This is a genomic window from Paenibacillus sp. fava2 (genome assembly GCF_058313675.1).
In genome coordinates this window covers 2,855,543-2,877,255 of the sequence record NZ_CM177755.1, presented here as the reverse complement: position 1 = coordinate 2,877,255, position 21,713 = coordinate 2,855,543, and the positions used below count along the sequence as shown (strand labels likewise).

Genomic DNA, 21,713 nt, shown 5'->3' with positions numbered 1-21,713 from the left:
AATTCCCCCTAATGAAGTAGTGAATGAAATGAGATTTATATTGATAACCGGGATAGCCCGGGGTTATCCTTTGACAGCACCGATGGTCAGGCCTTGTACAAAATATTTCTGAATGAACGGATAGGCCAGCAAAATCGGGCCGGTAGCTACAATGGTCATCGCCATTTTCAAGCTTTCCGTCGGCAGATCAGAGTTCACAACCGCTCCTGAGGCCATCATGGCTTTGCGCATTCCGTCCATATTGCCCAGCATTTTATACAGATAATACTGGAGCGGCATCAGATCGGACTTGGAGATATAGAGCAGCGCGTTATACCAGTCGTTCCAGTAAGCCAGGGCGATAAACAGGCCAATGGTAGCAAGAGCTGGCTTGGACAATGGAACAATCAGCTGCATGAAGATCCGGAAGTCACCTGCGCCGTCAATCTTGGCGGATTCGGTGATCGCATCAGGGATACTGCTCATGAACGATTTCATGACGATGATATAGAACACATTCATCAGCATCGGCAGAATCAATACCAGAAGCGTATCTTTAAGCTGCAGAAAATTAATGATCAGCAAGTAAGAAGGCACTAAGCCGCCGCTGAACAGGGTTGTGAAGAAGAAGTAGAACGAGAAGCGGCTGCGCCATTCAAAGTCTCTGCGGGACAGCACGTAGGCAGTCATAGAAGTCAGGAACAATCCGACAATAGTACCAATTACAGTAACAGTAATCGTTACTCCGTAAGCCCGGAGCATTTCAGCCGGGTATTCGAACAGCAGCCTGTAGGCTTCAGTCGAGAAGGTCGACGGAATAATCTGGAATCCATTCTGGATAATAGAGCTTTCCTCACTCAAGGAAGCAGAGATAACCAGCAGGAAAGGCACGATACAAAAAATTGCGAGAATGGTCAGAGTTACATATCCTATAATGGACAAGGTCAATTTGTCAACATTGGTACGCTTGCGTACTTTTTGAATATCTGCGTTTACAGTAGTAGAACTCATTAAGCTGCCTCCTTTGTTTAGAATAGAGCACGATCTTTATCGTATTTGCGCACGGCATAGTTCGCGAGCATAATCGTCGCAAAGCCAAGCAGGGATTGGTAGAATCCGGCCGCTGCAGACATCCCAATTTCATTGGAAGTGGTCAGTGAGCGGAATACGAAAGTATCGATAACATCCGTGTTTGAGAACAGGAGACCATTATTACCAACCATGTTATAGAACATACCGAAATCTCCGCGGAAGATATTACCTATGGCCAGCAGCACCAGAATAATTACGGTAGGAATCAGGTTCGGAACGGTAATTTTCATAATGCGCTGGAAAATGTTCGCTCCGTCAATCTCGGCTGCTTCATACATTTCAGTATCAATACTGGTAATTGCCGCAAGATACATGATCGTGCCGTAGCCCAGAGCCTTCCAGGCAGATACCAGTACAAGAATAACGGGCCAATAGGATGCAGTGTTGTAAATATCAATCGGCTGCATTCCCAGTCCCTTAAGCAATACGTTCAGAGTACCCACATCAAAGTTAAACAAGTTGTAGGCAATGGCTCCAACGACTACCCAGGAAATGAAGTACGGCAGGAACAGGATGGTTTGTGTAATCTTCCGGAACCATTTGCCCGCAACCTCAAACAATAGAATGCCCGCAAAGATCTGCAGCACATTATTAACGATGATAAAAGCAATATTATACAGCGCGGTGTTCCGGGTTACACGCCAGGCGTCGCCGGAGCCGAAGAAAAATCTGAAGTTATCAAGCCCGTTCCACGGACTGTGCAGGATACCTCCGCTGTAGTTGTACTGCTTGAATGCCAGTACAATCCCGGCCATAGGCACGTATGCAAATACCAGGAAGAATAAAACTGCCGGAGTCAGCATAAGCAGCAAGGTTCTATTCTTTTTTACTTTGTGCCAGAATCCGTATTTGTTCTGTTTCATCTCGAATCCCCTTTCCACTCCTCAATATCTCTATATATGTATTATAAAAAAGCGTTTCACTCCTGTGGATTGAGCGCGCCAACAAATACTAGTACTTTTCCAACGATAATTTATTTTATGTATACTTAACTTCATATAAAAACGCTGCCCCGGGCGATAATCGGCCCATGGCAGCGTTTATTTGGCTATACTTTATTTTTTTTGCGGTACTCTCCCGGTGTCATACCGGTCATTTGCTTAAATTGCCTGTTAAAATAAATCAGATTCTTGTAACCCATCCGTTCGGCAATCTCATAAATCATCAGGGTTGGGTCCTTCAGCAGCTCTAATACCCGGCTCATTTTGCGTTCTTTGACGTAGTCAATAAACGGAATCCCGTAGTCTTCCTTGAACAGATAACCCAGATAATTCGGGGTGAAGTTAAACTGGACCGCGACTTCCTTCAGTGTAATCTTTGATTCCAGATTTTCCTCCACGTAATGTATGATTTCATCAATCAGCTTACGCTTCTGGCGCTGGCGTTTGACATACAGCAGTTCGGACAATTCGAAGAATCTCCGTCTCATCCAGGATACAATGTCATGTATCGTCTCAAACTGGAACAGAATTTCCGGCTGATGGGATTCCCACTGCAGCAGCTCGTACAGATTCTCGTTCTGCTGCTGCAGATCCGCATGCAGCTTGGAGGTGATCCGGATAATCAGATCATAGACATCCTTCTTGCCGGCATTCATCAGCAGCTTCAATAAATGATCATCAATTGCCACCAGATCATACTGGATGATCGCCTCAAGAAGCTGGTCTAACGTCTGGTCAATGTCGGTGCCCGGCGTCCCGCGCAGCACAGGCTCCATGTTATCACGGATCAGCCGGTTTTTGCCAAGCAGCCATTTCGCACTGAGTGCAGCCTGCGCCTGTTTGTACGAGGCATGCAGCTCAGCCTCCATCCGTGCATAACGGCCGACCCCGATCGTTACTGTACACAGCGAGGACTCTGCGGTTTTCCGGATCAGCTCCTCCATGATTTGCAGAAACTCCTCCTGCGGCAGGCTGCACAGGATAATGAATCTCTGGCGGGACCCTATAATCATCGTTCCGCTCTTGTTCTCCTCAAGCAGGGATCGAATCAATTGCTGGGTTTGCCGTATCATCATGCGCGCATTTTCTTCGGAGACATCCTGCATTTTCCATTCCAGATCATCAATTTCTAAGATTGCTGCCGTTGCCCCGTTAACTAACAGCGGAAGCAGGGCGGCATGCAGCTGCAGCTCAACAGGTTCAGGTGAAGCCTCATCGAACCAGCGTAAGATAAGCTCTTTGTTTATAAGGGACAGGGCTTCAGTTAAAGACCGGTTCTGCTCCCGCTCCTGTTCGATGGAATGGCATAGATTCCCGAGCATATCGTACAGGTCCTTATCCTTGACAGGCTTCAGCAAATACCCCGAGGCACTGATCTGAATAGCTTCCTTGGCATAGCTGAAATCCTCGTGGCCGCTGATAAATACGATTTTCACTTTTGGATTGATGGTTTTGGCTCTTCTGGCAAATTCCGTTCCGGTCATAATCGGCATCCGGATATCAGACAGAATGATGTCTACACGCTCCTGCTCCAGCATTTCGAGCGCATCAAAGCCGTTATTTGCTGTTCCCGCTACTTCTATATCAAATCCGCTGGACAACACTCTGCGCCGCAGCCATTCCAGATCAACGGCTTCATCGTCAACGAGCAGTACACTGATTGTCCTCACTATGCGTTCCTCCTGTTGCTTCTGATGCACCACACTTTTTTCTTCACCGGGACTGCTCCTCAATCTCCCTGCGGCCCGTAACCCCGGCCGGCAGCAGGAGCCGGACAGTTGTTCCCGCCCCGTAAATGCTTGCAATGGTCACACCGTATTCGTCCCCGTACCTGAGCTTAATGCGCTCATTCACATTCTTTACCCCGTAACCGCCTGACTGGCTTTGACTGTTCAGCATACTCGTGATCTCTTCCCGCCGCATGCCCACGCCATTATCAATGACCTTAAGCTCAATATTATCGCCGACCCTCCGGCCTGTCAGACGGATCGAGATGGATTTTCCAAACCAGGCATGCTTGAATACATTTTCCACAAAAGGCTGCAATACCAGCTTGATTACCTGCATATGCATAATGTCCTCATCCACATCGACATACAGCGTAAATGCATCGGCATATTTGACCCGCTGGATTTCAAGGTACGTCTGAACCTGCTCCATTTCCTTCTCCAGCTCAATGTACACATTGCCTTGATTCAGAGTCAGACGGTAGAAATGGGACAATCCTTCCACCATCTGTGTAACCTTCCCGATTTCACCCAGATTAGCCAGACTGCCTATGGTCGAGAGTGTATTATACAGGAAATGCGGATTAATCTGCGCCTGCAGGGCTTCCAGCTCGGCTTGCTTTTTTGAAACCTCCTGCACATAAACCCTGTTTATAAGCTCCTGGATGTTAGCAGCCATATCATTAAACGAATCAGCAATCTGTACAAATTCATCATTTCCCGAGAACCGGATCCGTTTCTGAAAATTACCTTCCTGGAATGAACGGACCAGTCCAACGATCCGGCTCATCTTGCGCCCTGAAATACGTGCCACTACAAATCCGATCAGGGTCATGACCAAAAAGCTGAGCGTACAGGCAGCCAGAATCACCATACGCAGCCTGCCGGCATCCTGAGTCAGATATTTTTGAGGAACAAGGGTTTCAATGACCAGATCACTACCCGGAATCTGCTCATGCAGGCTCAGAAATTTCTCGTGTCCGGCATCATAATCGGCTGTTCCGCGTTGAAACATAGCGGTTCCTGCAGCCCTGTCCACCAGACGCAGCGTAATTCCCTCCTCGACAGGGAATGTCTCAAAGCCGCCGAACAAATCCTCCAGCGGAACGGTGATCCGGATGAAACCAACCATTGTTTTGTTATCACTGAAGCTGATCAGCCTGCGGACATGTGAGATATTATTAAGCTTCTGATCGGTATCAATCTGCAGCCATATATTATCCCGCTTGGAGTCCTGAAGAGACTGAAACCACTCCTGTCCGGTAATCTCCTCCAGAGGAAGGATGTAGTAGTCACTGTCTTCTATAGGCTCATTCAGGTTATCTCCGGGAATCACATTATGAATATTGTCCGGCGTATAGAGCATGAAGCGGATCTTGTTCCCGAACAGCTGCAATGGCGCTGTCAGCTGGGGAAGAATATCATCAATCAGGGTCAGGTAGTTCTCGAACGGCGTCCCTTTCAATTCAATCGCCCGCTGAAAAGGCTGGCTTGAGAACAGGTTGTCGGACATCCTCTGGATTTCATCCATCTGATACCTTATATTGTTTCTGGCCTGCTCCATCCCGGTCCGGATATTGGTCTCTGCCATCTCTGTGCGGGAATCCGTCAGCATGGAGTAGGAGATATAACCAATGAAGACATCTGTAAGCAGTACCAGAAGCAAATAGGGTATCATCATCTTGTAGGTGAAAGGCATGTATGTCGTAAGCCTGCGCATTGTTCAAGCCATCCTCTGTTCGAAATTTTTATATTTGTGTATCATCTCCGGATACAGCCTGCAAATTCAGCTCAGCAGCCGCAAGTCCCTCTGATACAGCTCGTAATTGAATGGAACCGCTATGGGAGGATGCCTGAACCAGGGCCAGACACCAGCCGTTAAAGGCGCGGCGCAGGGAAGACTTGTCCGGCTCATGGCTGCTCGGATTTCCGTTGCCTACACCCAGCAAGGAGCCGGCGCCGGTAACCTCAAAGCGGATCTCGTTATCGGCTGTCGGCACAATATTGCCATCCTTGTCCAGGACAGCAACGCGGACCGGGATCGTATCATTTCCATCCGCCCGTGCTTCGTCCCGGTCAGGGATTAATTGAATCTGATGAGGCTGGCCGGCTGTAACAACAGATTTGCGGACAACCTCCTGTCCGCCGTGTTTACCGACAGCTTCCAGCTGTCCCGGCTCGTAGATTACGTTCCAGGTCAGATATCCGTTTCTGTCCACCTGCTGTTCACCCAGGCTTATCCCGTTCAGATACAGCTCCACAGTGCCGGTATTGGAGAACACACGAACCTCGACAGGCTTGCCCTCCGAGCCCGGCCAATTCCAGTGCGGCAGCAGATGGACCATCGGCTCTTCCGTCCACACAGCCTTCATATAATAATAGCTGTCTTTCGGGAATCCGCAAGTATCCATCAGACCGAAATGGGAATTGATACACGGCCACAGATACGGTGTCGGCTCTCCACGGTAATCAAATCCTGTCCACATAAAGACCCCGGTCAGGAAGCGGTTATTCACCAGATCTGTCCAGGCCTGCTGCGGAGTGCAGCCCCATGAAGGAATGTTCGTTCCGTATTCGGAGCAGTAGCCTCTTACCGGATCATCTTCATAAATCCCTCTGGTAGCGGTGTAGCTTGCACATTCGCTTCCAATCATCAGACGTCCGGGATATTGCTCATGATCACGGATATCAAGATGATCCCGGTGTCCATAGTTGTAGCCGGTGATCTCTACAACATCGTTATAGCCATTTTCATTCCAGCCGTGGTTCATAGCCGCACAGGTCGGACGTGTCGGATCTATACGGCGTGTCGTATCCGCTAACGTTTTAAGGATCCGTGCCCCTGTTACGGTGCCTTCCAGTACCTCTTCATTCTCCATGCTCCAGATTATCACGCTTGGATGGTTGCGGTCACGGTAGAGCAGACGTTCCAGCTGGCTTAAGCCATTCGGACTGCTGTCCAGCTTGCGGTTCTCATCCATGACCAGCATTCCGATCCGGTCGCAGATATCCAGCAGCTCTGGGGTTGGCGGATGATGTGCACTGCGGTAGGCATTGGAGCCCATCTCCTGCAGAAGCTTAAGTTTATATTCTATCAGACTATCAGGCAAGGCCACGCCAACGCCGGCAAAATCCTGATGGTTGCATGTCCCTTTGATCAGCAGCGGCTCACCGTTCAGGAAGAATCCCTCCTGTGCATCAAAACGGATACTGCGGATGCCGAACACTGTCTCATACCGGTCCAGCTCTTGTCCTTCATGGAGAACTATTGATACTGCCTTATACAAATACGGCGAATCAGGGCCCCAGAGCATAGGCTGCTCCACCTGGAAGCTTTGCTCAAGCTCCGTCTCGGTGAACCACTCGGCATAGGTATCTGCGGACTTGGCACAGACCTGAAGCCCGGCACCGTCATAAATCACGGTCTGCAGAGCCACCTGAAGCCCTTCCGTGTAGTTATTGCGGATGCGTGTGCGGATATTTACCGTTGCCTGTTCTTTGGCAACTTCGGGTGTCGTGATGTACGTACCATATTCCGCCACATGCAGCAGATCCATATTTTCCAGCCAGACATGCCGGTAAATGCCGCAGCCTTCGTACCACCAGCCCTCACATTCCGTTGCATCCACTTTAACCACGATAACATTTCTGCCTTCATCCCCGTAACGGAGCACATCCGACAAATCATAACTGAACCCTATATATCCGCCCTGATGGCTGCCGATCAAATGCCCGTTGACCCACACCGTGCTGGTGCCGGACACCCCGTCAAAACGGATCAGACATTTCCTTCCCGCCGCTTCGGCCGGCAGCTCAAACACCTTGCGGTAAAAACCGATCCCGCCCGGCAAATAACCATGGCTCCCGTCTCTGGCTCCCAGATGCTCATCCTGGACATACTGCTGCTCCACACACCAGTCATGGGGCAGGCTGACAGAGGACCAGTCCAGCTGCTGCTCCCCCATTCCTTTATCGTTAAACGCGATATCCAGCCATTCCCCGTCCTTGCGGATGCTTGCATCAGTAATCCCGCCTGTCATTCCGGCCTTTACGGCATAAGGAATCCGGATATCCCCTTTATGAAAGCTCCACTTATCATCAAATATTTCTTTGCTTCTTCCTTTTCCAATTCTCACTATGCTAGAACCCCCTGGTTGAATTAATAAACCTAATTGTAGAGTAGATTCATAGAATAGAGTTAGTAAAAAAATTCATTTTTGATAGTACAAAATGAACATTACGAAGATTGTATACATTTTAAGGAGTATTATCCCTGCGGGGCGTTCCGTTCTTCTTTTGTCTTAATGTCCATGCAGGCAGGAGGAGCAGCAGTAGAGGGAATATCAGACCGTTGGTCAAATCCCAAAGCGTCCAGGCTGGAATAAAGGTGCTCATATAATATTCCAGATTCGGTGCAACAATCATACTCAGCCCAAAGAGAAGGAGCGCCGATATCCAGATCAGGGAACGATAGCTTTTGAGCTTGAACAATTGGGCAGTTCCCAGAATGGAAATATAGAAATTAAGCACCGTTTTAAAAAAGGTTGAGAGTACCCAGGCGGTGGTTAATAAGGCTTCAACCCTTTGCAGAAACTTCCCGATACTGATTTTTTTGGCAAGAAAAAAAGTCGGATACAGTGTGCTTTCAGACAAAAAAGGACCGATTACCATTAGGGAAATCAGCACTATGACGGTTAGCAGCCCCCCTCCTGCCGCTGCTGCGAGCAGAACATCCCGGTTCATATGCGATTGTCTGTTCACCAGCGGGAATAGCATACTAAACACCATGCTTTGCCCGTAGGGATAAGTGATGACAATGATGGCGGCGTGGATAATGGACAAGGGTTTATTTTCAAGCACCGGCTTCAGCTGAATGATCTCAAATTGAGGCATCAGGGAGAAGAACAGAAAGGCAAAGACCAGCAGCAGAACGGGGAGCATGATTTCGGCACTGCGCGCAATGGATTCAATACCGGCATAGAGACCATAAACCAGAATAAGAATGAACAAGATAGTGATAACTCTCAGCGGAGTGCTGTTGAAGTATTGGGTCGTCAGGAAATCACCGATTTGTCTGATATATAGCGTTGTGCTCATATAAAAAAAATACAGGTACCACAGTGCAAGCAAGCCGCCGAGCCATTTTCCCAAAACAGTCTGACAGATTTGGATAAAGCTCTGTTTCGGGTATTTCTGATGCAACCTCAAAAGAACCCAGACCAGAAGCACTCCGCACGGAACACCGATTAGGGCCGCAATCCAGGCATCCTGTCCGGCAACAGAGACAAGCACAGTCGGATAGATGATGATACTCTCACCCAGCAGAAATAAAAACATAAGTACTGTAATCTGCCGGGTGCTGATGCGGCCCTTTTCGATCATAGTATCACCTCCTCAGCTTGGAAACAGGTACTGCAGCATCCGGTTAACAGGGGTATATATCACTTCTATGAACAACAGGGGACTGGGCACCTGTTCAGAATCGGCTCCCAGAATACTGATCCACACCCCGATTATGAGCATACCTGAGTACAACAGCAGCTCCTTGATTTTCCTTTTGCGCAGTACAGGTGGAATGACCCGCAAGGCAATGGCCAGACCAATCATAATGACCAGTGATGAAGTCTTAAGATTCATGATTCCTTCTCCCTCATTTTTTTCTGATAGGTATCTCCCAGCTGTCCAACTCTTTTCACCTGAACCTCTCCTGAAAAATCGATTTGCAGCTCACTGAAGGTCTGGTCCCAGTTATGCTTCAGCTTTTTCCATGCCTTGGGATCCGATTGATGAACCAGCTCACCAAAACCAAATATATCCACTTTGAATTTGTGGCGAACAGTATCACAGACTTCCTGTAAGATCTGAACCAGAAATTCGGCGCTCTTGTCTTGAATGAGCTGTATGTCCTCTTGTTTATGTAGTGACAAATCAGTCTCCCCTATCTCAACGAGTGTGGCAATGTTGCTGACCTTCACCTGTATCTGCGGCTCCCCGTCAACTATTTTGACTTTTTTTTCGGTGCTGCTGCGCAGAACCCGCAGGCCCACCAGTCCATTCTCCAAAGCGATATGTCCAAAGGTCTGATCCACCTTATCACGGATATAGTTGTAGCCCTTGCTTTCCCGCTCATTTAGCCAGCCGATCAGGCGGTCTTTCTTAAACACGGCCAGGGAGGACACACGGAGCTCATTCTTGGGCTTGATTCCAATCAGATTTTCTTCCCCGTTGTCCTGCCCGGACGGTTCATTGTGAACAATCTGAATCCCCGTCAATACGGGATGAATGCCGTCGCTGACCAGCTCCGTCATCAGCTGATCGATCGTCACCGTTGTGGCAGGCGCCCATGTTTTTGAGGAGGCCAGCAGGGAAGAGAACAACTGGCTAGCCGGAATCCTGTCCAGCGGAGTGGCGACTTCGAGGATCTCCCTTGCCTGATGGCCTTTGGCTACGATTACGAAGTAATCAGTACGGGCAAACACATCACGCATTAGTGTCTCGACCATGTTGCTTATTCCTCTGCGGGCATATGCCTCTCCCAGGACGACAACGCGCAGCTGGGGAATATAGAGTACGCGGGGACTTGTTTCGACCAGCTCTCTGACCGCTTCAATTAAAGTAGGAGCCGTTGCCTCATACAGTGTCACGGTATTGCCGCCTTTGCCGGACTTTGAAGCCACTTCAGTGGGCAACACAACCTGGGCAGACACCTGATACAAATCCCCCTGTATATCGATACCCAAAGCCAGTGCGATACCCAGCTCGTCCAATTCATCCTTATCCCAGCAGCCGGTCAGGGACATCAGCAATCCAAGCACCAGCATCAAGCGTACAAACGTTTTTACCACTGTGACCTCCTTTTGTTCTGCCTGAACGAACGGGATTTGCTCTTCTGCCTGCTCTCAGGGCTAAGTGAGCCGGGCCTTCTCCGCATCCGGGGCCAGCTGATCCGGAATAAGCTATCCTTCAGATCGCTGGCCACATAAGGACCGAACGGGCTCATGTACGATATCCCGAAGGAGCGCAGAGTTGTCAGATGCAGGGTCATTGCAATCAGCCCGAGCAAAATGCCGTATAATCCCAAGGTAGCAGCCGTTATCATAAACAGGAACCGCAGCATACGTACCGCAATTGACATGCCATACTCAGGTATGACATAGCTGGAGATCGCCGTAATGGATACGATGATAACCATCGCTGCCGAGACGACACCTGCTTCTACTGCAGCCTGCCCGATGACCAGAGTACCTACAATGGACACAGCCTGACCGACGGTCCTTGGCATACGCACACCGGCCTCCCGCAGGATTTCATAAGTGATCTCCATCAACAATGCCTCTATAAATGCCGGAAAGGGTACCCCTTCGCGCTGCGAAGCCAAACTGATCAGCAGGTTGGTGGGCAGCATCTCCTGATGAAATGTGGTAATCGCTATGTAAAGAGCGGGGGCCAGCAGTGCAATAAAGAAGGACAAAAAGCGTAAAAGCCGGAGTAGTGTACTTATATCTGCCCGTTGATAATAATCTTCCGCGGACTGAAAAAACTGTATGAATAATGCGGGAACAAGCAGCACAAACGGACTGCCGTCAACAAAAACGGCAACTCTCCCTTCCAAGATGCCTGCGGCAACCGTATCAGGCCGTTCACTATTAAAAATTGTAGGGAACGGTGTAACAGATTCATCCTGTATTTCCTCTTCAATATATCCGCTATCCAGAACCGCATCGATATCGATACTCTCCAGGCGGCGCCGCAATTCGGCGAGCACCTTCTCATCAGCGTGATGCTTCAGGTACATGATGGCCACCTCGGTATGAGTCACCCTGCCGATCTTCATGGATTCGAGCCACAGGGACTGGTCACGGATTCTTTTCCGTACCAGTGAGGTATTCATGCTGATGCTTTCATTAAAACCTTCCATAGGGCCTTTCACCACAGATTGTGAGGTCGGCTCGCCGATACTCCGGCCCTCCCACCCGGCAGCCTCCACCCAGATGCCATGCCCGCTGCCCTGAATGAGCACGACAATATGGCCGGAGAGTATCCGTTGAAGCAGCTCCTCATGCGAAGTAAATATACCCGTGCATGCTGCAATCAGAATTTGCTTTTGAATGAACATCATTTGATCCATAGGAGCATGCGCAAGTATCTGCTGGGCATCTGCACCCATTAATGAGGGCAGGATGGAGTCTTGCATCGTTTGATTATCGATAAGGCCATCTATATAGATCAGCAGCATACTTACAGCGCCGCCACAGCTGATTTCTTTATAAGTGAGATCGCTGCTGTCGCCCATTTGGCTCCGGATCAGCAAAATATTATCTGCAAGCTCTGGTGAAAGACCGCTAACCCCACCGCTGTTATTGTGCATCAAGCCGTTCACCATAGAGTATCACCATCCTTGTACTGTAAGTCTGCGCCTTTTCCTGAAGAATATTCTAATTCTGTACCCGCCAAAGAAACCCGGGAGGCTCCCTCCCGGGTTTCTTGTGTCACTGGACGCTTGAGCGCCCGATCAGTCTGGTTAAACAACCTCATTCAACCGCAGGAGTCTGATAATGAAACCAATCAAAATAGGCAGGACTGCCAGCCTTATTCCCGTTGCCTGTTGCATAAAGGCCGATATACACACCTGTAAAGCCTCCGGCTACTTCTGTAGCTAACAGGCTGCACTCTGCGCGCCCAAGCAGGATAGAGTCAGCATGCTCAGGGCTGCGGTAGTAAAAGGCGTATTCCCTGGCATTGGCGATGATTTCAAGAACAATGCAATTCTCATGATAAGGCTGCTGTTCAGCAATCATCCAGACAGAGCCTGCTCTTTTGCGCAAAATAACCGAGCGCTGTCCATCCACATTGGTAAGGGCTATTTCGTAATGGTGCAGTTCATTCATATATACAGTGAGACCTGCTTCATCCTTGTGGCCAGGCTCGAATTCCAGCCATGCAGAAGCACTGCAATTAAAATGCTGCTGGCGGCGGGCTACAAATGCAGGGGAATCGGCATCATCCAGGGTAACTGCTGAACCGTGTAATGTCAGCCAGCCTGGACGGTCCTGAAGCGACCAATCCTCCGACCGCGGATTACGGGCAAAATTCCAAATATCTTTTAACTCCGCTGCATTAAAATGATCCAGTCCGTCCTCGTACGGCAAGGCCCCTGTAAAAAAGGACGGCCCTTCCATTTCAAGGTGCAGGCGGCCATTGTCGCCAATGACCGGCCAGCCATCTTCCGACCATTCAACCTTAGACAAGTAAGTCTCCCTCCCCAGATGATGCCTTCTCGAAAAGGGGCGGATGCCCAGCATAACTGCCCACCAGCTTCCATCATGGGCCTGAACGAGATCGGCATGCCCGGCGGCCTGGATGGGATGGCCTGTACTGCGTTGGCTTAAGATCGGATTGTCAGGTGCGCCTTCAAAAGGGCCATAGGGAGAACTGCTGCGCGCAATGGTAACCATATGTCCGTATTCGGTACCGCCTTCGGCTATCAGCAGATAATAGAGTCCGTTAATCCGGTACAAATGCGGGCCTTCCGGGGCTTTCCCTCCTGTACCGGTCCAGATCAATTGACGCTCCGATAACAGCCTCCCTGTCTCTATATCCAGTTCCGCCTGATATATGCCTGCTTCACGGCTCGATAACGCATTGGTGCCCGTTATGTATACGGAGCCATCTTCATCAAAGAACAGCGACGGGTCAATGCCCGGCCAATCCAGATACACGGGATCAGACCAGGGCCCTGCCGGATCGCTTGCACGAACATAAAAGTTTTTGATTTCAGCGTCCGTCCTGCCTGTAATGACGGTTGTAATCATATAAAAATATCCGTTATGGTATCGGATGGTCGGAGCAAATATCCCCATGGAGCTCCCGACCCTGGGAATGGATAGCTGCTCAGGACGCGTTAAGCAATGTCCAATCTGCCGCCAGTTCACCAAATCCTGACTATGGAATATAGGAACCCCGGGAAAATAATGAAACGAGCTGGTTACCAGATAATAGTCTGCCCCCACTCTGCAAATGCTGGGATCCGGATAAAAACCTGAAATAATAGGGTTTTTAAAATTCATATGTTACTCTCCTTGAATATTTTCAACTAGAATAACGTAATTTGCTGAAAAATAAAACTGTGAAACGGTCAATCAATTGATACGATTTGGTTATTATGATAACGCAATCATAGAAGTTAAAATCTAACTATGTCCATAAAAACTAAAGATACGAGGTAAGTAGTATGGAAGAGAAGCAATTATTACACTTACTAGAGTCGCTTTCTACCCGGGAAAAGATCGGGCAGCTCGTTCAGCTTTCCGGTGAATTTTTCAACACCGGGGCAATGGCTGTCGGGCCTATGCAGAAGCTTGGAATCGACGAAACCATGGTGCAGTATACGGGATCGGTCTTAAATGTGCTTGGCGCAGAAAAGGTCATTCAAATTCAAAGCAGCTATCTTGAAAAGAGCAGACATAAAATCCCACTCTTGTTTATGGCGGATATCGTATATGGATACAAAACGGTGTATCCGATTCCGTTGGCGCTGGGAAGCAGCTGGAATCCGGAGATGGTGAAGCGCTGTAATCAGCTGACGGCGGAGGAGTCGTGTGCAGCAGGGGCACATGTTACCTTTGCACCCATGGTGGATTTGGTCCGCGATCCGCGGTGGGGACGTTGTATGGAATCTACAGGTGAAGATACTTATTTGAACAGCGTCTTTGCCAAAGCAATGGTAGAAGGCTTCCAGGGTGATTTTACACCGGGCGCAAGCCTTGCTTCTTGCGTGAAGCACTATGCGGCATATAGCGCTCCTGAAGGCGGGCGAGATTATAATACGGTTGATATGTCGGAACGAAGACTGCGCGAAGACTATCTTCCCCCTTACAAAGCCGCTATAGATGCGGGCTGTGAGCTGGTTATGACAGCTTTTAATACAGTAGACGGAGTTCCTGCAACGGCAAACCAGTGGTTAATGGATGATGTGCTGCGCAAGGAATGGGGCTTTAAGGGTGTACTCATTACGGATTATGCAGCCATTTCAGAGCTGATTGCCCATGGTGTAGCAGAGGATGACAAGGAAGCGGCGAGGCTTTCTATGGAAGCAAGTGTCGATATCGACATGAAAACCGCATGCTACTCCAATCAGCTTAAGCCTTTACTTGAAGAAGGCCGCTTAAGCATGAAGAAGCTCGACGATGCCGTACTCCGGGTATTGAGGCTGAAGAATAAACTGGGCTTGTTTGAAGATCCGTACCGGGGTGCAAGTATTGCCAGGGAAGAGGAGCTAAGCCAAACCCCTGAGCGAAAGGCGCATGCCCGCAATGCAGCCATCCAGTCTTTAGTTTTACTGCAAAATCATAAGTCAGCTTTGCCGTTATCAAAAAACAGGAAAATTGCACTCCTTGGACCCTATGCGGACAGTCAGGATTTGAGTGGACTTTGGGCCGTATATGGCGATAAAAGTCAGGTGGTTACGTTAAAGGCTGCCTTTGAGGAGGTTCTTCCACCTGAACAGTTCCAAATGACGCAGGGCTGCAACCTGCTGGACAGCCATGAAGGCTTGGGGGATTTCGGATTCTTTAAGCTGGATGAATCTGCACTGACAACGCAGCAAGCCAAGGACCAGGCGCTTCAGCAGGCGATTGAGCTTGCGAAATGGGCAGACACTGTTATCTTCGCCATGGGGGAGCATACGCTGCAGAGCGGAGAGGCGGGCAGCCGAAGCGATCTGAATCTGCCTTCCAATCAGACTGACTTTATGGATCAGGTGCTGCCATATGTGAAGTCATCCGTACTCTTACTATTTAATGGCCGCCCTTTAGTGCTTACAGACATCAAGGATAAGGTCGATGCCATCCTGGAATGCTGGTATCCCGGCACAGAAGGCGGACATGCCATTGCAGACCTGTTGCTGGGTGACGCCAATCCATCGGGCAGATTAACGATGAGTTTTCCCTATGCCGTAGGCCAGATTCCCGTGTATTATAACCATTTCAATACCGGGCGGCCGTCAAGGACCTCTACCCATAGCATGCGGTTCACCTCACGTTACTTGGATATTCCGAATGAGCCCTTATATCCATTTGGTTTTGGCCTATCCTATCATAAGACGGAATACGCTAATCTGCTGTTAAGCAGTTCTGTTCTGCAGCCGGGACAGCACCTGGAGGCAGAAGTCGAGGTTCATAACAGGAGTGACCGAAGCGGTTATGAGGTTATTCAGCTCTACATTCGTGACCTTGCCGGCAGTGTAGTTAGACCTGTGAAGGAATTGCGCGGGTTTCAAAAAATCCATTTGCAGGCAGGTGAACGCAGAAAGGTATACTTTACAATTACAGAGGACATGCTAAAATTCTATACCAGGGACATGACCTATGAAGCAGAGGAAGGCCGTTTTGAGGTATACATCGGAAGGCATTCCGAAGATGTGCTGACTGTCCCATTCACTTTCATGAAGTAATATTAGAACGGTACGGCTGGTCAACAGTCGTATTTTTTTATTGAGTCTGCTCTACTACCGTGATATTTCTCACTTTGTTTCATGATATAATGAAGAACGTTAAATCTGCTGAAAGGAGCCTGGCAGACATGAACCCGAAGCAGTTGGACAAGAAGCTGCGTGCCATAACAAAGCATGAAGAATTGTACCGGCAAGGAATTCCTTCTCCTAATCCGCCTGAATTCATTTATATGTTTAAGGAGAGAAAGCGGGTCGGCAAGTTACTGTTTAAACAATTTTCCGATCTGTTCACAAGCTCTCCCAACATTTTAGTCAAAAAGCATTCCCGCTTTCAATCCTATCCGCTGCATATTCACGACTGGATCGAAATTAATTATATGTACGATGGCTCCTGCACCCAAATTATCAATAATAATACGTATTCCCTGCAGAAGGGACAGGTTCTGCTTGTCGATTCAGACACTGTGCATACCATCGAGCCGCTCGGCGAATCGGATATTCTCATTAATATCATTATCACCAAGGAGTATTTTAACAGCAACTTTTTTAACCGGCTTGCATCAGACAGTCCGCTCTCAAGCTTCTTCATCAACTCTATTACCGAAGGGAACGACCATGACAGCTTTATCCGGATCCGTTCCGAAAACAGCCGGAGACTGCCGCTGTTCATGAATGAGTTCTTCTGTGAATGGTTTGACCCTTCTTCGCGTTCTGCGGACATGCTGGACTCCATGTTTTCCCTAATTATGATGGAGCTTATCCATGTGTATGAGAGTGACACGATCATGGAAAGCAAGCAATTCAAACAAAATCCGATTATTCCCATCCTTCGGTATATCGAGGATCATTACCAGACCTGTACCTTGAACTCTACCGCTGCTCACTTTAATATTAATGCCAGCTATCTGTCCTCACAGTTAAAAAAATATACAGGGATGTCCTTCATTACTCTGCTCCATCAGCAGAAAATACGCTTTGCCAAAACATTGCTCTTAAACAGCAAGATGACTGTCATTGAGGTCGCCAATTATGTGGGCTATGAGAATGTCAGCTTCTTCTACAAAAAGTTCAACGCCATCTGCGGCTGCTCACCTAAAGAGTACCGGAGCAGTTAATAAAAGCCGGACCGCGTAAGGATCATTCCTTATGCGGTCCGGCTTTTTTCTAGGTATTCAGCTTGATAACAAACACTTCATTCTTAAGCCCTGTCTGCTGATCGTTCTCTGCAACAATGTCTACTTGTTGTACCAAATCTTGTCCAACAGGAACTACGACAGGTGTCACGACCGGATAACCCTCTTGCTCAATCAGCTGTATATCAAACTGAATCAAGAGCTGGCCTTGTTTAATTGTGTCACCAGTAGCTACATGAAGGTTGAAGCCCTTCCCTTTTAAAGAGACCGTGTTCATACCGACATGAATCAAAACCTGGGCACCACTCTTATGTTCCAATACGATGGCATGCTTGCTCTTTTCCATTATATAAGCTACCGTACCGTCAAATGGCGCGAATACTTTACCTTCTTCCGGCAGAATCGCTATACCTTCCCCCATAGACCTGCTGGAGAACGCTTCGTCATCTACTTGCTCTAGTGGAACAACCTTCCCCTTAAGCGGTGCAGCAACAACGACTTCATCTATTGTTTCTTTCTTCTTGCGTCCAAAAAACATACTACTTCTCCCTTATTGTAAACTTTATTTTCCAACCAGCTGGAACGACTTCCCGGTATATTGCATAATCTCAATCTCATTACCGTCAGGATCAACAATCCATAGCTGCCAGGTATGATCAGGTCCCAATACCAGATCGGTTTTCATAGGAATGCCTTTTTCTTTAAATTGTGCGGCTGCCTCATGAATATCGTCAACGACCAGTGCAATATGATACAGAGAGTAATATTCCTTTAGATTAGGATGCTCTTTTCTTTCTTCGTAGCTATAGAACAATTCAACAAACTGCTGATCTCCAAACTCAAGGTATTCGATCCAGGGCAGCTGATCCGCTTCATCCCTGTAGAGCGTAAATTTCCGTTTAAAGCCTAAACCGTCACAATAAAAGGCTAACGATTTGTCCATATCCTTCACTTTCATACCCGCATGCGCAATGCTTAATACTTTCATATATGATCCATCCCTCCATCATTTAGTTAAGTAATGATTACAAGATAAGAGCGCCCTCTTGACTCTTTCCAAAATAATGATCGATGTAGCCTTCCGGCAATGCAGGCAGAACCTCAAACTCTGTTTCCATCGTCTGTACGGCGCCTGTTTCCGTGGATTTAACGACACCGTTCAGAATTTCAACAGCATGACAGGCCATCTCAATGCTTGCGCGGTGCGGTCTGCCTTTTCTCATTGCCCAGGCCATTTCTGCAACACCAAGCCCTCTTGAATTCTCACCGTACCCGAAGCTATTCGGTACTTCTATCGATTCTGCCATTCCTTTTTTCTGTAAAAGGACTTTACCGCCGAAACGGTCCGGATCAGCCAATTGCAGAATGCCTTCTGTACCATAGATCGTTAACATTGGTACCTGCGGCCAGATGCTGTTCGCATTAAAATTCATCGTTCCATAAACGCCATTTTTATACTTCATGCTTGCTACCATCACATTTTCATTTTCAACCGAAAAGGTTTGGCCAAAGTGCGGCGATGACGGATTTTCAACCGTATATTGAGGAGCTGTATTGTCAGCGAATCCGCTAATCTTTTCAATAGGACCGAGAATGCTAAGCAGAGCTGTAATATAGTAGATTCCTACATCAAAGCCAATACCGCCGCCTACTTTTGTCTGGAACGTCCCTGGTGCATACAGGAAGCCCATATCCCGATTTACGGCCGCATGAGTCGAAACCACTTTCCCGATTCCGCCGCTGTCAACTACCTTGCGGGCAGTCTGAATAGCAGCTCCGAGGAAGGTATCCGGCGCACAGCCAAGCCGCAAATGTTGTTTTTGGGCAAGCTCTTTTAATTCAAGTGCTTCATTTAAATGAGGGGTTACAATCTTCTCGGTGTATACATGCTTTCCTGCTTCTAAAGACTGCTTGATAACGGAATAATGAGCTGCTGCAGGTGTCAGGTTCACAACCAGTTCGATTTCGGGATCCTTCAACAGCTCTTCCACAGAGATTCCTCTGATTCCAAATTCCTGCGCTCTTGCCTGAGCCCTTGCCGCATCAATTTCACCGCAAGCCACGACATCCAGAATCTCGAACTTATTGATCATATTCTCCAAATAGATTCCGCTTATCTTTCCGCAGCCGATAACGGCTGTTTTTACTTTATTTAAAGATGTCATTCCCCTGCCTCCTTTGTTATAGATGACGATCTGGATTGAAAGAATTTGTCGAGGGCCTGAACTAATACGTTGTGATCATCATCATCCCTAAGTCCGGATGCACATATGGAGCCTACAAGCAATCCATTCTTTAATTTCAAAGGAAACCCGCCGCCGCTTAGCGCAAATTTGCCCGGATCCAGGGCTGCGAACGTATGGGCTGGAGTGAGCCCTTTGTCCAGCATTTTGAGCATCATATGCTTGCTGCTTAATCCGAAGGCCATTACCGTATTTCTCTTTCCGGCAATCCAGGCTTCCTCATGGATTCCTCTTCCCTCCGGGTAAAACCGGAATACAACAAAATTGCCCAAAGCCGCCTCAATCGCTACCGGCCTGTCTAATTGAAGGCTGATTTCCTTCAAGTACTCACCCAGCTGGCAAATATCCTGTTGCAAAATTTCATCAAACTTATATTTTTCCTCTTGTTCTTTACACCTTAGCAATAACGCACTCTGGGAATCATCGAGCATGCATGTCCCTCCTAGGAATCGTGATTATTCCTTTACCATCGAATCGTTAAATCCGAACAGATAAGTTAAGATCAGGCCTAAGCCGAAAGCGATTACGGCGTTTAACAAAACAGCTACTCCACCAATAGCATAAAGGGCTGGCAGTGTCAGAATATTAATACTCATAATGGAAGGCCACATGACCGATCCAAATGCCATGGCGATACCGCTTATACCGGTAGCCAGACAAGAGATAACGAAGGGTCTCTTATATTTCAGCGCAATCCCATAGATCGCCGGTTCTGTAACGCCGCCTACCAGTGCTGTAACGAAAGCCGGACCAGCCAGCTGTTTAATGGAAGGTTTTTTCGTTTTGATCCATACGGCTAAGACTGCCCCTGCCATCGAGAAGGTCGCCCCGGTAACCAGCGGTAAAAGCACATCTCCGCCATAGATCGAAATGTTGTTCATAACGATAGGCAGAAGCCCCCAATGCAATCCAAACATAATCATTACCTGCCACAAGGTTCCGAATACAAAGGCGGTCAGCGCCGGTGATATCTCAATTAATCCCACTAACCCTTTAGCAATGATGTTACTGATCTCGCTCGTAATAGGTCCAATTACAATCAAAGATAGCGGTACTACAATGGCTAAAGTAAAGAACGGATTAAGGAAAAACTGAACAGACTTTGGTATAAATTTCTTTAATAGTGCTTCTAACTTACTCTGTCCGTATACAGCCACCAGAATAGGGAGAACAGACGATGAATAGTTAATCATGACAACCGGAATCCCGAAAAAGTCTACATCTCCGCCTTGAAGGGCCATGATCGACGGAAACAGCATGGTTCCAGCAATGATACCGGCTACATATTTATTGGCTTTGAATTTCTCCGCTGCCGAGGTGGCAAGGAAGAATGGCAGGAAGTAGAAGAACGCCTCTCCGATGGCATGCAAAATGGTGTACGTTGTAGTTTCTGTAGACAGCCAGCCAAAGGTAGTAGCCATAATGACAAATGCTTTCAGCAGTGCAGCGCCTGCCAGCGCACCCATTATGGGCATGAATATGCTTGAAACTACATCAATGTAGAGATTAACGGCTCTCGTAAATACATTTTTCTTTTTCTGCTCAGGAGGGGGTGATGCTTCCACCCGGTCAGTGCCTTCCTCCGGCTCTTCATCGTCCTTGAAGACTCGGCCTGTCACTTGCTCGAAGGATTTCATCACTTCCCCGACATGCGGGCCAATGACAACCTGATGCTGATTGCTGGCAATCAGCACTTTGATAACGCCCTCCGTTTGTTCTAAGCCGGATTTATCAAATTTGGTGCTATCGTGCAATTTGAAGCGCAGCCGGGTCATGCAATGCACCAGGCTCTCAACGTTGTCGGCCCCCCCAACCTTTTCTTCAATTTGCTTCGCTAATGATGTGTAATCTTTTCCCATAACTCCCCCGCCTTCCTTTACTCAAGCCTTGATGAATAACCTCGCCTATCATAGGGCATTTTGTTAATTGAAGCCCTTTCATAATGTTTACAAGCTAAGATTATCACCATTAATCGTTCAAAATAAGATCAAAAACACAGTATTTTATTGACCAAATCGTTGTTTTTATTGTGTACAGAAGTACTCTTGTATATGATAATTCACAAAAAAGCAGTCTCAGAATTGAGACTGCTTAAGGGTCGTTATAACGGCAGGTAAGTAGAATAGTATAGACAAGGCAAAGTATTC

The 21,713-nt window shown here is 48.0% G+C and carries 17 protein-coding genes; 2 read left to right on the top strand and 15 right to left on the bottom strand.

Annotated features, from left to right (window positions below; all coding sequences use genetic code 11):
* Positions 1-63: 63 nt before the first annotated feature.
* From AC4G46_RS12190 to AC4G46_RS12145, 10 genes are all read right to left on the bottom strand, one after another.
* On the bottom strand, positions 64-990 hold the full coding sequence (locus AC4G46_RS12190) for a carbohydrate ABC transporter permease (RefSeq protein WP_491128153.1): 927 nt from the start codon (positions 988-990) through the stop codon (positions 64-66).
* 17 nt (positions 991-1,007) lie between these two features.
* Positions 1,008-1,934 (bottom strand): ABC transporter permease, encoded by a 927-nt coding sequence (locus AC4G46_RS12185; protein WP_068728120.1) that lies wholly within the window; start codon positions 1,932-1,934, stop codon positions 1,008-1,010.
* A gap of 185 nt (positions 1,935-2,119) precedes the next feature.
* Positions 2,120-3,682, bottom strand: coding sequence for a response regulator (locus AC4G46_RS12180; RefSeq protein WP_491128152.1), 1,563 nt, complete (start codon positions 3,680-3,682; stop codon positions 2,120-2,122).
* Positions 3,683-3,725: 43 nt separating this feature from the next.
* Positions 3,726-5,459, bottom strand: coding sequence for a sensor histidine kinase (locus AC4G46_RS12175; RefSeq protein WP_491128151.1), 1,734 nt, complete (start codon positions 5,457-5,459; stop codon positions 3,726-3,728).
* Positions 5,460-5,487: 28 nt separating this feature from the next.
* Positions 5,488-7,875, bottom strand: coding sequence for a beta-galactosidase GalA (galA, locus tag AC4G46_RS12170; RefSeq protein WP_491128150.1), 2,388 nt, complete (start codon positions 7,873-7,875; stop codon positions 5,488-5,490).
* A gap of 121 nt (positions 7,876-7,996) precedes the next feature.
* On the bottom strand, positions 7,997-9,121 hold the full coding sequence (locus AC4G46_RS12165) for a GerAB/ArcD/ProY family transporter (protein ID WP_491128149.1): 1,125 nt from the start codon (positions 9,119-9,121) through the stop codon (positions 7,997-7,999).
* 12 nt (positions 9,122-9,133) lie between these two features.
* Positions 9,134-9,376, bottom strand: coding sequence for a hypothetical protein (locus AC4G46_RS12160; protein WP_491128148.1), 243 nt, complete (start codon positions 9,374-9,376; stop codon positions 9,134-9,136).
* A complete protein-coding gene (locus AC4G46_RS12155; RefSeq protein ID WP_491128147.1) occupies positions 9,373-10,584 on the bottom strand; it encodes a Ger(x)C family spore germination protein in 1,212 nt (403 codons plus the stop codon). Before AC4G46_RS12155 ends, AC4G46_RS12160 begins: the two co-directional genes overlap by 4 nt.
* The gene (locus AC4G46_RS12150; RefSeq protein WP_491128146.1) at positions 10,578-12,122 is read right to left on the bottom strand and encodes a spore germination protein; all 1,545 of its coding nucleotides are present in this window, start codon (positions 12,120-12,122) and stop codon (positions 10,578-10,580) included. The genes AC4G46_RS12155 and AC4G46_RS12150 overlap by 7 nt, the downstream gene beginning before the upstream one ends.
* 148 nt (positions 12,123-12,270) lie before the next feature.
* A complete protein-coding gene (locus AC4G46_RS12145; protein ID WP_491128145.1) occupies positions 12,271-13,806 on the bottom strand; it encodes a glycoside hydrolase family 43 protein in 1,536 nt (511 codons plus the stop codon).
* A 164-nt stretch (positions 13,807-13,970) separates the two neighbouring features.
* Here AC4G46_RS12145 and bglX point away from each other — a divergent pair, with 164 nt between their 5' ends.
* Together bglX and AC4G46_RS12135 are read left to right on the top strand one after the other, a co-directional pair.
* Positions 13,971-16,190, top strand: coding sequence for a beta-glucosidase BglX (gene bglX, locus AC4G46_RS12140; protein ID WP_491128144.1), 2,220 nt, complete (start codon positions 13,971-13,973; stop codon positions 16,188-16,190).
* A gap of 89 nt (positions 16,191-16,279) precedes the next feature.
* Positions 16,280-17,305 (top strand): AraC family transcriptional regulator, encoded by a 1,026-nt coding sequence (locus tag AC4G46_RS12135; protein WP_491128143.1) that lies wholly within the window; start codon positions 16,280-16,282, stop codon positions 17,303-17,305.
* A gap of 49 nt (positions 17,306-17,354) precedes the next feature.
* Here AC4G46_RS12135 and AC4G46_RS12130 read toward each other — a convergent pair whose 3' ends face one another.
* The 5 genes from AC4G46_RS12130 to AC4G46_RS12110 are packed head-to-tail and all read right to left on the bottom strand — an operon-like array spanning position 17,355 to position 21,425.
* Positions 17,355-17,861: a PTS sugar transporter subunit IIA gene (locus AC4G46_RS12130; protein ID WP_491128142.1), complete on the bottom strand. Its 507-nt coding sequence runs from the start codon at positions 17,859-17,861 to the stop codon at positions 17,355-17,357.
* A 24-nt stretch (positions 17,862-17,885) separates the two neighbouring features.
* Entirely contained in the window at positions 17,886-18,311 is a 426-nt protein-coding gene (locus tag AC4G46_RS12125) for a VOC family protein (RefSeq protein WP_491128141.1), read from the bottom strand.
* A gap of 37 nt (positions 18,312-18,348) precedes the next feature.
* Positions 18,349-19,488, bottom strand: coding sequence for a Gfo/Idh/MocA family protein (locus AC4G46_RS12120; protein WP_491128140.1), 1,140 nt, complete (start codon positions 19,486-19,488; stop codon positions 18,349-18,351).
* The gene (locus AC4G46_RS12115) at positions 19,485-19,997 is read right to left on the bottom strand and encodes a heme-binding protein (RefSeq protein WP_491128139.1); all 513 of its coding nucleotides are present in this window, start codon (positions 19,995-19,997) and stop codon (positions 19,485-19,487) included. The genes AC4G46_RS12120 and AC4G46_RS12115 overlap by 4 nt, the downstream gene beginning before the upstream one ends.
* 24 nt (positions 19,998-20,021) lie before the next feature.
* Positions 20,022-21,425, bottom strand: coding sequence for a PTS transporter subunit EIIC (locus AC4G46_RS12110; protein WP_491128138.1), 1,404 nt, complete (start codon positions 21,423-21,425; stop codon positions 20,022-20,024).
* Positions 21,426-21,713: the final 288 nt, after the last annotated feature.

Excerpts from the sequence above, each read along its gene's own strand:
- AC4G46_RS12190 (WP_491128153.1), bottom strand. The coding sequence starts at position 990 with ATGAGTTCTACTACTGTAAACGCAGATATTCAAAAAGTACGCAAGCGT.
- AC4G46_RS12185 (WP_068728120.1), bottom strand. The coding sequence starts at position 1,934 with ATGAAACAGAACAAATACGGATTCTGGCACAAAGTAAAAAAGAATAGA.
- AC4G46_RS12175 (WP_491128151.1), bottom strand. The coding sequence starts at position 5,459 with ATGCGCAGGCTTACGACATACATGCCTTTCACCTACAAGATGATGATA.
- AC4G46_RS12165 (WP_491128149.1), bottom strand. The coding sequence starts at position 9,121 with ATGATCGAAAAGGGCCGCATCAGCACCCGGCAGATTACAGTACTTATG.
- AC4G46_RS12160 (WP_491128148.1), bottom strand. The coding sequence starts at position 9,376 with ATGAATCTTAAGACTTCATCACTGGTCATTATGATTGGTCTGGCCATT.
- AC4G46_RS12150 (WP_491128146.1), bottom strand. The coding sequence starts at position 12,122 with ATGGTGAACGGCTTGATGCACAATAACAGCGGTGGGGTTAGCGGTCTT.
- AC4G46_RS12145 (WP_491128145.1), bottom strand. The coding sequence starts at position 13,806 with ATGAATTTTAAAAACCCTATTATTTCAGGTTTTTATCCGGATCCCAGC.
- bglX (WP_491128144.1), top strand. The coding sequence starts at position 13,971 with ATGGAAGAGAAGCAATTATTACACTTACTAGAGTCGCTTTCTACCCGG.
- AC4G46_RS12135 (WP_491128143.1), top strand. The coding sequence starts at position 16,280 with ATGAAGAACGTTAAATCTGCTGAAAGGAGCCTGGCAGACATGAACCCG.
- AC4G46_RS12130 (WP_491128142.1), bottom strand. The coding sequence starts at position 17,861 with ATGTTTTTTGGACGCAAGAAGAAAGAAACAATAGATGAAGTCGTTGTT.
- AC4G46_RS12125 (WP_491128141.1), bottom strand. The coding sequence starts at position 18,311 with ATGAAAGTATTAAGCATTGCGCATGCGGGTATGAAAGTGAAGGATATG.
- AC4G46_RS12120 (WP_491128140.1), bottom strand. The coding sequence starts at position 19,488 with ATGACATCTTTAAATAAAGTAAAAACAGCCGTTATCGGCTGCGGAAAG.
- AC4G46_RS12115 (WP_491128139.1), bottom strand. The coding sequence starts at position 19,997 with ATGCTCGATGATTCCCAGAGTGCGTTATTGCTAAGGTGTAAAGAACAA.
- AC4G46_RS12110 (WP_491128138.1), bottom strand. The coding sequence starts at position 21,425 with ATGGGAAAAGATTACACATCATTAGCGAAGCAAATTGAAGAAAAGGTT.